Here is a 13,637-nt window from a genome sequence, read left to right on the forward strand (position 1 = left end):
GAGATTTAACTTTTATAATCTTAATATGGAGGAACGTCTTATGAAGGTAGATCCACTTACAACTCAAGTATATGACTATATATCAAAGAAAATCCAAAATGGAGAGTATGAAGCTAATCAGAGAATTACTGAATCAGAGATTTGTAACTCTATAGGAGTTAGTAGAACACCAGCAAGGGAAGCACTAACGAGGTTGGCAGGTGAAAATTTACTAGAAAAGATACCTAATAAAGGGTTTGTGGTAAAAGAATTTCAAGAAAAGGAAAAACTAGATACCTACTCTGTAATTGGAGCATTGGATGCGTTAGCAGGTTCTTCAGCATTACAAAATTTAACTGAATCAGACTTAGTAAAAATGGAAGAATTAACAGAAATGATGACAATATCTATAAAGTATAAAAATTACAGTAACTATTTAAAATTAAGTAATGAATTTCATGATATATACATAGCTAAATCAGAAAATCAAGTGTTAATAAACTTATTGAATTCTTTAAGATATAATTTTATGTCAAAGTCATATACTAGTAATAATGAAGATGAGTTATATAAAATGTTGATATACAGTAATAATCAACATATTGAGGTAGTCAAATTTATGAGAGAAAATGATTTAGAAAATGTTGAAAGAATTTTGAGGGAACATTGGAAAACGATACCGATATCAGAGATGGAATAAAGAGAAGCTTTTACAAAGCTTCTCTTTATTTTTTATAGTATTTTACTGTTTCTTAAGTAATTATTAATGAAAAAATAAGCATAAAATTAATTAAAGATATAATTAATTTTATATTGCTGTTTGTATAGTAATATAGTATTATTTTAATGCAAAATATAAAGGGGGAGATTATATAAAAACATATTTTTCAATAGGTGAAGTATCTAAGCTTTTTGAATTATCAATAAAAACTTTGAGATATTACGATAAAATAGGTATACTAAAACCAGCATATGTAAATCAAGAAAATAAATATAGATATTATTCAAGAGAGCAGTTTATGAGTATAGATGTAATTAAGTACTGCAAGATTATGGGGATGACTCTTGAAGATATAAAAAAATTGATTGACTCAGATGGTTCAATAGAATCTATGTTGAATACAATTAATGAACAGAAAAAAATGATAGAAAACAAAATAAAAGAATTGTCATATGTAAAAAAATACTTAAATGATATAGAATCTAATGTAAATGAATTATTGGAATACGGTTTAAATCAGGTGTTTATAAAGTACAATAAAGAAAGAAAAGTAAGTGTATATAAGTGTGATTCAAAAGATGAAGTTGAGTTTGAGATGTATCTTAGACGTGTTATTTTACATATTCAAGATAAGTATAACGATGTCTATCCTATAATATCAGGTAGTATTTCTTATGAAAAAGTAATTAAGGAAGGAGATACATTATTGTATGATAACATAGTAGATTTTACAAGGAGAGACAATTATGAAAATGAATATATTTTGCCAGAAGGAGAATATCTAACTATCTTATATGATGATAATTGGAATAATGCATATGATTATTATCAAAAAATAATAGATTATACTAAGGATAACAATATAGAAATTGTTGGTGATTTTAATGAAATATGGATACTCTCTAGAGTAGACTCAGATTCAAAAGAAAAGACATTAGTTCAGTTAGAAATAAGAAAAAAATAGTATACAAAAAAACTTGACTCTCCCCTCAGAGGATATATTAATATTTTATATAGTGGAATAATAATTATCATAATAATATATAGAGGGGAGATTTATAATGATAAAAAAATTTTTAGAATATGCTGTACCATCAGCTCTTGCTATGTTTGTATCGTCATTTAATACTATATTAGATGGAATATTTTTGGGTAAAGGACTAGGTGATGCAGCACTTACAGCTGTTAGTATAGTGGTACCTCTTGTTATGGTATTTTTAGGGTTATCCAGTTTAATGGCAGTTGGAGGAGGAGCATTAGTATCAAAAAACTTTGGTTCTGGAGATGATGAAAGGGCTATAAATATATTTAGGCAAGTTATAAAAGTTTTAATATTGGGTAGTGTATCTCTTACAATATTTTGTATACTTTTTTCAAATCATATTGTTAGATTTATGGGAGCAACTGAAAGTTTGGTTGGATTATCTGCTGAGTACTTAACCTTTTATGCTGTTTTTTGTCTTCCAAACTTATTAGGACTTGTTTTCTGTAGCTTTTTAAGAAATGATGGAAGACCAAAACTTGCAATGATAGCCACTTTGTCAGGAACAATTTTTCATATAGCTTTGAATTATATATTTATATTTAAACTTGGATTTGGTATAAAGAGTGCAGCAATCGCAAGTGGATTAGGTCAGTTATCAACACTAATGATAATGCTACCTCATTTTGTATTTAAGAAAGGTAAATTGTCTTTTGGTTCAGTTAAAATAGAAAAAGATGTTTTAAAAGAACTATTTACAATAGGATTTCCTTCATTTTTTGCAGAATGTGCTTTTTCAATTATAATACTTGCACACAATATAGTTTTAACAAGAGTAGTTGGAGAGGTAGGTCTTTCAGCTTATGCTGTAGTAAACTATATAACTACAAATATTTATAATCTCCTAATGGGGATAACTTTGGGTGTTCAACCACTTATAAGCTATAATTTTGGTTCTAAAGAAAGTAATAAAATGTTAAGTTATTATAGTATGGCAACGAAGATGAGTATTTTTGTGTCTGTAATATTTACAATAGTGTGCTTCTTGTTTGGAAGAGATATTATAAAAATATTTACAAGTGATGAAGAAATTATTTTAATGGCATATATTGCACTTAATATGGCTAATATAGCTTACCTTATGATTGGAAAAAATTTAACAACAACTATGTATTATCAAGCAATAGAAATGCCAATACATTCTAATATTATAGGGGCTTTGCGTTCAATTTTGCTTTTACCTATTATATTAATTATTTTTTCTAAATTATTTGGAGTAAATGGAATATGGGTAAGTATGGCTATTTCAGAGCTTTTAACAGTTTTGATTATAAGTAAAGCAGTGAATATAAAGGAATGTACAAAAAATGCTATAAGTTTATAGCATTTAATATTATAAATTATATGAGTAAGAGTTGTCTTAAAGCTGACCTTTTTAATCAAATTTTAAGTTCAACTCTTTTATATTTTTTATAAAAAATTTCCTAATTCATACAACACTCAACAGGAATGTGTTATTTGATGATATATTTAAAGATAAGTATAGGTATCCTTTTTCTTAAATATATAAAATACTGCCACAATGAATCCAAGAACTTCTGCTACAGGAACTGCCATCCAAACACCAAATTCTCCAAATATATTAGGAAGAATAAGAATAGCACCTACAATAAAAATGAAAGTTCTTGAAAATGATATAATGGCTGATGTCTTTCCATCTGAAAATGCGGTAAACATTGCAGAAGCAAAAACTCCTAATCCCATAATAATAAAAGATAGGGAGTAAATAGAAAATCCATGAAGTGTAATATCATAAACACTACTATTTACTGGAGTGAAAATTGTGATTGCTTTTGTTACTGTCAAATGAATCAAAAAGTTTGCTAATACTGTACTTATAAGCAAAAAAACAATACTGTTTTTAAATATACTCTGTAACTGCTCTTTGTCATCATTTCCATATTTGAAACTTATGACAGGTGCAATTCCATTAGAATATCCAAAATAAAGAGCAGTGAATATATATTGAAAATAAAGTATGATTGTAATGGAAGCTACACCATCTTCTCCATAAAATTTTAATAGAACATAATTAAACAAAAAAGTTGTTACAGCATTTGCTAAATTTGTTACCATCTCAGATGAACCGTTTGTACAAGATTTTATAAGTACTTGCCAATCCATTTTAGGTTTTACAAAGCATAATGAATTTTTTTTAGATGTAAAGAAAAATAACAAGCCCACGATTGCAGGAATACAATAACTTATTCCTGTAGCAATTGCTGCACCATTTACACCTAGATTCAAGGGTGCCATAAAAATATAATCTAAGACAATATTTGTAATACCAGCTAATAAAGTAACGGCTAATCCTAATGTTGGTTTTCCTACTGTAACAAAGAAAGTTTGAAAAGCCGTTTGAAGAAAGAAAGCTGGAGCAAATGAAAATATAATTTTTGCGTAACAGATAGTTAAGGGAGACTGAATGGGACTTACACCTAAAAGTGAAATAATTTCATCAATGAAAACATTCCCTAGAATCGCAATCAAAATTCCTATCAAAACCTCTATAACAATTAAAAAACTAAGATTTTCCTGTGCCTCTTTTTGTTTACCTTCGCCTAATTTTCTTGCAACTATTGCACTACCGCCAGTTGCAATCATAATTGCGATTGCCATTTCAAAGCATATTGCAGGATAAAACATATTAACAGCAGATAAAGCAGTTGTGCCAATTAATTGTGATACAAACATTCCATCAACAATAATATACATAGATAAACTAATCATCATCACAATGTTAGGTATTGCAAATTGTAATAATGAACAAAAGGAAAACTTTTTAGCCAAAACATTATTCATTATCGATTTCCTCCTTGAGTAATTCATAATATTTTGTGTTACTCACAATTAGCTGATTTATCAATTCTTCACCTAATTCTTCCATTACATTTTCTTCCATTTGAAGTAATGGTTTTAATATTTCGCAAGCGAAATCACTTCCTTTAGGTGTAAATGTAATCAATCGTTCCCTTTTATTTTCTTCATTTGGAGTAATTAAAATATAGCCCTTTTTTTCAAAATCAAATAAAATTCCATGAACTGTTTGTTTAGGTAAAGCCCACCAATCACATATTTGTTTTTGAGTGCATGTCTTAAAATCGTACAAGGTATATAAAACAACCAAAGAATTGTAATTCAACTTATTCTTTTTCGCCCATATCCTATATAAATCCAATGTACTGCTTAAAGCAGAGTTTATAAGTCTGATTTGTTTTCTAATATCCATAACATCCTCCTAATAGTACTAATCGGTACTTTATGTAGTATAGTACTAATTAGTACTATTGTCAATAAGAAATAAAAAGAAACAAAAAATATCTTCCTTGACTATTTGTCATTCTAAATAAGGTTGTTTTGTCATATCAAGACACTTTTATTCGTTGTAAATCTTTCTTTTATGTTTCGTTGTTTTCCTAGTAAGTGTAGTACATATGTGAATAATCTTAATTTTGTATCTGTTTTTGTTTATAAGAATAGAATTTATTTCATCAAATAAAAAAAATTTAATAAATTTTAACAGCAAATAAAAATACAAAAATAGGAAATTTATTTAGTCTAACTAAACTAGAAATTTTGACATGTGAAATCAGAATAATATAAAAGTTTAGTAATAAAATACTTACAACTTAAAAATATTAAACTCAAAAGCTTAGTAAATCTCAAAAAAATAGAAATGCTAAAAAAATAAAAAACAAAAAAGTTTATAAATACTAATTTTTAAAAAAATTAATATAAACAATAAAAAATAAAAAAGTTTAAAAATATTGACATTACTAATGTGTGAGTTTTTGGATAGAGCCAAAAAAACACTTGTAAAAAGTCTTGGATATTAATATAATAAATATCATGAGTTTAATAAAAGTAAAAATAAAAAATAGAAATAATAAATAAAAATACAATAATTATTTTAATATAGAGAGGGGATGAATTCAAAATCATGGATAGTGAGTTTGCAAATGCGGTTGAATTAAGCTATGAATGTGCTCCATTATTAGAGTCTTTAAAGGAATACTCAGAAAAAAATATAGCTTGTTTTGATGTGCCTGGACATGTAAAAAATAGAGGTGTAGATATATTAAATAAATATCTAGGTGAAAATCTCATGAAAATGGATATAAATTCATCACCAACTATGGACAATGTATCTGCTCCAAATGGTGTTATAAAAAATGCACAGGATTTGTTGGCACAAGCATATACCGCTGATGAAGCATTCTTTATAACCAATGGTACAACTCAGGCAATACATGCAATGATTTTAAGTGTGATAAAACCAGGTGAAAAAGTATTACTTCCAAGGAATATACATAAATCAGTGATAAATGCACTAATACTCTGTGGAGGAATACCAATATTTATACAGCCAGAGTTTGATGAACAGTTAGGCATAAGTTTAAATATTACTCTTAAAAAAATTAAAGTAGAGATAGAAAAAAATTGTGATATAAAAGCATTGTTTTTCCTTAATCCAACTTATTATGGTGTTTGTGCGGACATTGAAAATATCATAGAGCTATGTCATAAAAATAATATTTTGGTGCTAGTGGATGAAGCTCATGGAGCTCATTTTCCATTCCATTTAGATTTACCTCCTTCTGCAATAGGCTTGGGAGCTGATATGGTAGCCGTAAGCATACATAAAACTGGAGGAGCATTGACACAATCTTCAGCACTTTTATTGAATAGAGATAATGTAAAGTTCGAAAAAGTTCTTCAATCAATAAACATGCTACAGTCAACATCTGCATCTTATTTGCTTATGGCAAGTATAGATGGTGCTAGAGCAAATCTAGTTGAGAATGGGGAAAAGCAACTATCAAAAGCATTAAACTTATCTAGGTATGCAAAATCTAGATTAAACAAAATTGATGGAATAAAAGTCTTATCTACTGAAATGTTAAAGCAAAAAGGTGCTAAATTTATAGACGAAACAAAACTATGTATAAACGTGAAAGAATTAAATTTAACAGGATTTGAAGTCTATGACTTATTGTATAAAAATTTTTCAATTCAAGTGGAATTAGGAGATTCATACAATATTCTTGCACTTGTGTCTATTGGAACGAACAAGTCTGATATTGATAGATTAGTGAAAGCACTTTCAATAATTGCAAAGGTCTATAGAAAGGAAACTGCATTAAATGAGTTTAATATGGTTCAAATAAACCCAACCATTAAGCTTAATCCAAGAGACGCTTTTTATGCACCAAAAGAAAGTGTAGAAATTGATTCGTGTATAAATAGAATTTGCGGAGAATCAATAATGGCATATCCACCAGGTATACCAATTGTTGCTCCAGGAGAATTGATAACAAAAGAAATTATGGAATATATTATCTTCTTAAAAAATAGTAATGCATATCTAACAGATGTGCAAGATAAAAACTTAGATAGAATACTTGTAATAAAATAAATTGATTTATTTAGAAAAGATAAGAATAGATTAAATATGTAGAGGAGTTGGGATTGAAATGAAATTTGAAACACTAGGAAGACATATACTAGTAGAATATTATAATTGTGATGAGAATGTACTCAAAGACCCACGTCTTATAGAAAATTTTATGAATGATTCAGCATTAAATGCAAAAGCTACAATCGTTGATTCTGTATTTCACCATTTTAATCCTTGGGGTGTTTCAGGTGCCGTTATAATTGCAGAATCTCATTTAACAATACATACTTGGCCTGAATATGGTTATGCAGCAGCGGATTTTTTCACTTGTGGTGATATAGACCCATGGAAAAGTTTTGAATTGTTAGAACAGCTTTTAAAGTCAGAAAGAAGTGAGTCTACAGAAATTCCAAGAGGTTTGACTACAAAAATAAAAAAATATTCAAAAAAAGATTTAGGTAAGATTACTCATAAACCAGAAGCAGTATAAATGCAGAATATATGAGAGAAAGTGAGGATTATTATATGGAACTTTGGTATACAGAAGAATGGACAGAGAATGTAAGATTTTCTATAAAAGTAAATAAACATTTGTTTGAGGGGAAGTCTCAATTTCAGAGAATAGATGTATTTGAGAGTGATGAATTTGGAAAGTTTCTAACAATAGATGGGTTAATGATGGTAACAGATAAAGATGAATTTATATACCATGAGATGATAACTCATGTTCCTATGTCTACAAATTTAAACATAAAAAAAGTATTAGTAATAGGTGGGGGTGATGGCGGAACTGTAAGAGAATTAAGCCGTTATCCACAAATAGAAAAGATTGATATGGTCGAAATAGATAAAATGGTTGTAGATGTATCTAAAGAGTATATGGATATATGTTCATGCAAATTAGATGATGAAAGAGTAAATTTATATTTTGAAGATGGTGTTAATTTTGTTAAATGTGCCTCTGATAAATCTTATGATTTGATAATAGTAGATTCAACTGACCCAATAGGACCAGGAGAAGGTCTTTTTTCAACTGATTTTTATAGAGATTGCCATAGAATACTGAGTGATGATGGAATTTTGGTAAATCAAAGTGAAAGTCCTTATTTTGATTTTAATGCTAGGGAAATGAAAAGAGCTAATAAGAAGTTAAAAGAGATATTTCCAATATCTGAAGTCTATCAAGCACATATACCAACATACCCATCTGGTCATTGGTTGTTTGGTTTTGCTTCGAAAAAATTTAGTCCAATAAAAAATCAAGATAGGGATGGATGGGAAAAATTAAATTTAAAAACTAAATATTATAATAGTAATATACATTTAGGTTCGTTTATGTTACCTCAATATGTAAAGGAGATGTTAGATGAACAATAATTTCTATTACATGAATACCTTTATGAGTATGGACAAAAATTATGAAGAATCTAATCTTATAGTATTTGGTGTTGGATTCGATGGAACTACTTCAAATAGACCAGGAGCTAGATTTGCAAGTGGTTCTATGAGAAAAGAATTTTATGGTCTTGAAACATATAGCCCGTTTTTAGATTTGGACTTGGAAGATTACAGTATATGTGATTATGGAGACTTAGAAATAAGTGTAGGAAGTACAGAAAAGGTATTAGAAGAAATATATATAGAAACATCTAAGATTGTTAGAGATTCAAAAGTTCCATTTATGATTGGAGGAGAGCATTTAGTTACACTACCAGCTTTTAAAGCAGTGTATGAAAAGTATAATGATATATATGTAATTCATTTTGATGCTCATGCAGATTTAAGAGAAGAGTATAATAATAGCAAAAATTCTCATGCAACAGTAATTAAAAGGGTATGGGATGTTGTAGGAGATAATAAAATATTTCAATTTGGTATAAGGTCTGGTACAAAAGAAGAATTTAAGTTTGCGACAGAACAAAAGCATACATATATGGAAATTGGAGGAATAAACACTTTTGAAAATATAATTAATATGTTGAATGGAAAGAACGTTTATTTAACTGTAGATTTAGATATACTAGATGCATCTGTATTTCCAGGAACAGGTACACCAGAACCTGGTGGTATAAATTATAGAGAATTTCAAGAAGTTTTTAGAATCATAAAAAACTCTAATATAAATATCGTTGGTTGTGATATTGTAGAGTTAAGTCCTGATTATGATATTACAGGTGTATCAACAGTTATAGCCTGTAAAATTTTAAGAGAGTTATGCCTAATAATATCTGATAAAATTAAATAGAGTAGTTTTTGATAGTAATATATTATAATAAAAGAAGTTATTTTAAAAAGATGTTTTGAATTGTCTTTTTTAAAGTAACTTCTTGTTTTTGTAATGTACTATAAGTATAATGAACAACAAAAAAGAGCCTACTATAGCTCCTTTTCTAAAATATATATATTTAAATTAAATAATTATATTCTATTCACGTTTTCAGCTTGAGGTCCTCTATTACCTTGAGTTATATCAAAGCTAACCTTTTCGCCTTCTTCTAAAGTTTTGTATCCATCATTTTGTATAGCTGAGAAATGTACGAAAACATCGTCTTCTCCTTCTACAGATATGAATCCAAATCCTTTTTCATTGTTAAACCATTTTACTATTCCGTTTTTCATTATAAGAAAACCTCCGCTTTATTAAAAAATACAAACTAAAAAAATAAGTCTGTTCTATTAATATAGCATAAATTTAAAATAAAAGCAACTAAAAATTTTAAAAAGATTAATTAATTTTAGAATTTAAAAAAAATTGTTAAATGATGCAAAAACAAGTAGTATAAAATCGTACAAAAATATGAATATAAGGAATAAATTTAATATCAAAAAATGTAATAAAAAGGAATGTGAGTAAAAAACAGAATTAAATTTTATAATAAAAAATATTATATATTCGATTGAAAATTTGAAATAAAAATAGTGAAATTTCAGAAATATCAATATTATTATATAATCAAATGAAAAAACGTTGTATATATTCGATAAAATAAAATTTAAACATATAATATTTTATGTATATATTAATAAAAGGAAATATTATGTTATAATGGTATCGTATAAAATCATTTACGGGGGTGGTATTAAAATGTTTCAATTTGAAACACAAATACACAAATTAAGACATGATGTTTTAACTGCAATAGCTAGACTTGGAAAAGATGATAACCTTACAAGAGAAGCAATGGATAATATTCAATATGAAATAATAAAAGGTGAGAAACCTACATACAGATGCTGTGTTTATAAAGAAAGAGCTATAATATCTGAGAGAGTAAATGTAAGTATGGGATTAGAGCCAGGTCAAGATAAGATAGATTTAGATACAATGGATATAGGAGAAGATGAACAAATTATATATATTTTGGAGGCTGCATGTGATAGTTGTCCAATAAATGAATTCACAGTAACTGATATTTGCAGAGGCTGTCTAGCGCATAGATGCAAAGAAGCTTGTAAATTTGGTGCTATAACACATGTCGGAGGAATGGCTTACATAAATCATGAATTATGTAAGGCTTGTGGAATGTGTAAAAAAGCTTGTCAATATGATGCCATCTCAGAGGTTGTTAGACCATGCAAGAGTGTATGCCCAACTAATGCCTTAGGATTTGATAGAGAGAATATGAAAGCTATGATACATGAAGATAAGTGTTTAAACTGTGGTGCATGTATGTCAGCATGCCCATTTGGAGCAATATCTGATAAAAGTTTGATAGCTCCTGTAGCTAGAAAATTAGTTCAAAACGAAAAAATGTATGCAGTAGTAGCACCTGCTATAACAGGTCAAGTTGAAGCCAATGTTACATATGGTCAAATAAAGAATGCTATAAAATCATTAGGATTTGTCGATGTACTAGAAGCAGCTTGTGGAGCAGATGCAGTTACAGTTCATGAAAGTTTAGAGTTTGCTGAAAGAATGGAAAAAGGAGAAGCTTTTATGACAAATTCTTGCTGTCCAGGATTTGTTGGTTACATAGAAAAGACATTCCCAAATCATGTAGGGAAAATATCTTCTACAGTATCTCCTATGATAGCTAGTGGAAGATTTATAAAAAGTTTTGAGCCAGATGCTAAAGTTGTATTTATAGGACCATGTACAGCTAAAAAAAGTGAGGCAGCTAAGAAAGAATTAAAAGGAGCAGTGGATTATGTACTGACTTTTGAAGAAATAATGGCATTATTTGAAGCATTTGATATAGACTTAGCTAAGTGTTCAAATGAAGATATAGATGATGCATCAATATTTGGAAGAGGTTTTGGAGCTGCTGGTGGTCTTACAAAAGCTATAGAGAATTATCTTGCTGAAAAAGGTATAGGTGTTAATTTTGAACCTGTAAAGATTTCTGGTTCAAGAGAAATCAAGAAAACTATGACTATGGCTAATTTAGGAAAATTAGAAGGTAATTTTATAGAAGGAATGATGTGTGAAGGTGGATGTATAAATGGTTCTGGTAAGTTCTTATCAGGTGCAAAGGTTAAAGCCACTTTTGATAGAAAAAATTCTCAATCAACTAAGAAGAGCGTTTTAGCAAATACAAAGATAAAAGATTTTAGTAAAATAAATTTAGAAAAATAAAAAGAGAAATACATATTATTAATAGAGTTGTTCTAAGTTGCAGTTTAACTTTTGGACGACTCTATTTTTATTTATATATTTGATTATTTAGTAATTTAAAACAAAAACTATATGCACTTAAAATAAAAATTACATATATAATATTTTGTATATAACTTAACAAAGTATATGCCTGTGTTATAATAATTTATGGAAATGAATAAAAATACAATATACATAATAGTAGAAATATAGCGAAAAAGATGTGATTTATGGGGAGGATTACTTATGTTTGAGTTCGAAACGCAACTAAAAAGGTTGAAGCATGAAGTTTTAACGGCAGTAGCAAGATTAGCGATTGAAGAAAAATTAACAAAAGAAAATATAGAAAAAATTCCATATGAAATAATTAAAGGAGAAAAGGCCAGATATAGATGCTGTGTCTATAAGGAGAGAGAAGTAGTTCTTGAAAGAGCACAACTTGCATTAAGTTTAACACCAAATAGTAAATATGGAGATATAAATCCTGATTTAGTTAATTTAGATACGGATGAGCAAATTATATATATAGTAGAAGCAGCATGTGATAGATGTCCAATAAATGAATTTACAGTTACAGAACTTTGTAGGGGATGTCTAGCTCATAGATGTAAAGAAGCATGTAAGTTTGGGGCAATTTCTTACATAAATGGAAGAGCATATATAAATCATGATTTATGCAAAGCTTGTGGAATGTGTAAAAGTTCATGTCAATACGATGCTATATCTGAAGTTGTAAGACCTTGTAAGAGTGTCTGTCCAACAGGAGCATTGGATTTTAATAGAAATACTATGAAAGCCATGATACATGAAGATAATTGTATAAATTGTGGAGCCTGTATGTCAGCATGTCCATTTGGAGCAATATCTGACAAAAGTTTGATAGCACCTGTTGCAAAAAAACTTGCAAAGAAGGAAAATATGTATGCAATAGTAGCTCCAGCTATAACAGGTCAAATTGATAGCAATATTACATATGGACAGTTAAAAAATGCTATAAAGTCGTTGGGGTTTGTAGATATGATAGAAGCTTCTTGTGGGGCAGATGCGGTTACAGTTCATGAAAGTAATGAATTTATTGAGAGAATAAAATCTGGAGATGATTACATGACAAATTCATGTTGCCCTGGATTTTTTAAGTACATAGAGAAGATGTTCCCTGATGAAAAAGATAAAATATCATCTACAGTATCTCCTATGATAGCAACAGGAAGATTAGTAAAAAAATTTGATTCTGATGCTAAAGTTGTATTTATAGGACCATGTACAGCCAAAAAGAGTGAGGCAACAGAGACATACTTAAAAGATGCAGTAGATTATGTGCTTACTTTTGAAGAGTTAATGGCATTATTTGAATCATTTAATATAGATTTATCAAAATGTTCAAATGAAGATATAAATGATGGGTCAATTTTTGGAAGAGGATTTGGAGCATCTGGAGGTCTTACTAAATCAATACAGAACTATATTACTGAGAAGGGAATTAGTTTTGATTTTGAACCTATAAAAGTATCTGGTCCAAGACAAATTAAAAAAACAATGACAATGGCTAAATTGAATAGACTAGAAGGTAATTTTATAGAAGGAATGATGTGTGAAGAAGGTTGTATTAATGGAGCTGGTAAGTTTTTATCAGGTGCTAAAGCTAAGAATACCTTTGATAGAAAAAATGGACAATCAACTAAAAAAAGTGTTTTATCTAATGATAAAATTAAAGAATTTGAAGATGTAACTTTAGAAAGATAGACTTAATTTTTATAAAAAGAGCAGTACAGTTTATAACTATATTGTTCTTTTTTTTAATGCCACAAATATGCCTAGAATTTGCCCTGTTTATATGTGTATTTTACTAAGTCAGGATTGTTATACTATAAATATGAAATAAATAAAATTTATAGGAGAC

General features: G+C 28.4%; 12 protein-coding genes. 9 read left to right on the forward strand and 3 right to left on the reverse strand.

Annotated features, from left to right (window positions below; translation table 11 throughout):
- Positions 1-40 precede the first annotated feature (40 nt).
- The 3 genes from ACTG44_RS05055 (at position 41) to ACTG44_RS05065 (ending at position 3,066) form a co-directional block, all read left to right on the forward strand.
- A complete protein-coding gene (locus ACTG44_RS05055; RefSeq protein ID WP_021383687.1) occupies positions 41-679 on the forward strand; it encodes a GntR family transcriptional regulator in 639 nt (212 codons plus the stop codon).
- A 190-nt stretch (positions 680-869) separates the two neighbouring features.
- Entirely contained in the window at positions 870-1,664 is a 795-nt protein-coding gene (locus tag ACTG44_RS05060) for a MerR family transcriptional regulator (RefSeq protein ID WP_479918775.1), read from the forward strand.
- Between the two features lie 97 nt (positions 1,665-1,761).
- Entirely contained in the window at positions 1,762-3,066 is a 1,305-nt protein-coding gene (locus ACTG44_RS05065) for an MATE family efflux transporter (protein WP_021383691.1), read from the forward strand.
- 146 nt (positions 3,067-3,212) lie between these two features.
- Here ACTG44_RS05065 and ACTG44_RS05070 read toward each other — a convergent pair whose 3' ends face one another.
- On the reverse strand, positions 3,213-4,544 hold the full coding sequence (locus ACTG44_RS05070) for an MATE family efflux transporter (RefSeq protein WP_479921414.1): 1,332 nt from the start codon (positions 4,542-4,544) through the stop codon (positions 3,213-3,215).
- Positions 4,537-4,971 (reverse strand): MarR family winged helix-turn-helix transcriptional regulator, encoded by a 435-nt coding sequence (locus ACTG44_RS05075; RefSeq protein WP_479921415.1) that lies wholly within the window; start codon positions 4,969-4,971, stop codon positions 4,537-4,539. Before ACTG44_RS05075 ends, ACTG44_RS05070 begins: the two co-directional genes overlap by 8 nt.
- A 711-nt stretch (positions 4,972-5,682) precedes the next feature.
- Here ACTG44_RS05075 and ACTG44_RS05080 point away from each other — a divergent pair.
- The 4 genes from ACTG44_RS05080 to speB are packed head-to-tail and all read left to right on the forward strand — an operon-like array spanning position 5,683 to position 9,385.
- Complete coding sequence (locus tag ACTG44_RS05080; RefSeq protein WP_479921416.1) at positions 5,683-7,158, forward strand: aminotransferase class I/II-fold pyridoxal phosphate-dependent enzyme; 1,476 nt, start codon at positions 5,683-5,685, stop codon at positions 7,156-7,158.
- Between the two features lie 58 nt (positions 7,159-7,216).
- The gene (gene speD, locus ACTG44_RS05085; protein ID WP_003418655.1) at positions 7,217-7,630 is read left to right on the forward strand and encodes an adenosylmethionine decarboxylase; all 414 of its coding nucleotides are present in this window, start codon (positions 7,217-7,219) and stop codon (positions 7,628-7,630) included.
- Between the two features lie 35 nt (positions 7,631-7,665).
- On the forward strand, positions 7,666-8,517 hold the full coding sequence (gene speE, locus ACTG44_RS05090) for a polyamine aminopropyltransferase (RefSeq protein ID WP_479919949.1): 852 nt from the start codon (positions 7,666-7,668) through the stop codon (positions 8,515-8,517).
- On the forward strand, positions 8,507-9,385 hold the full coding sequence (speB, locus tag ACTG44_RS05095; protein WP_479921417.1) for an agmatinase: 879 nt from the start codon (positions 8,507-8,509) through the stop codon (positions 9,383-9,385). Before speE ends, speB begins: the two co-directional genes overlap by 11 nt.
- Positions 9,386-9,558: 173 nt before the next feature.
- On the opposite strand, the gene ACTG44_RS05100 is transcribed toward speB, so the two are convergent.
- Positions 9,559-9,759: a cold-shock protein gene (locus ACTG44_RS05100; protein WP_003418660.1), complete on the reverse strand. Its 201-nt coding sequence runs from the start codon at positions 9,757-9,759 to the stop codon at positions 9,559-9,561.
- A 466-nt stretch (positions 9,760-10,225) separates the two neighbouring features.
- Here ACTG44_RS05100 and ACTG44_RS05105 point away from each other — a divergent pair, with 466 nt between their 5' ends.
- On the forward strand, positions 10,226-11,716 hold the full coding sequence (locus ACTG44_RS05105; protein ID WP_479918300.1) for a 4Fe-4S dicluster domain-containing protein: 1,491 nt from the start codon (positions 10,226-10,228) through the stop codon (positions 11,714-11,716).
- Positions 11,717-11,983: 267 nt separating this feature from the next.
- Entirely contained in the window at positions 11,984-13,480 is a 1,497-nt protein-coding gene (locus ACTG44_RS05110; protein ID WP_021383683.1) for a 4Fe-4S dicluster domain-containing protein, read from the forward strand.
- The last annotated feature ends 157 nt before the right edge of the window (positions 13,481-13,637 follow it).

The organism is Clostridioides sp. LIBA-2809 (genome assembly GCF_056688965.1).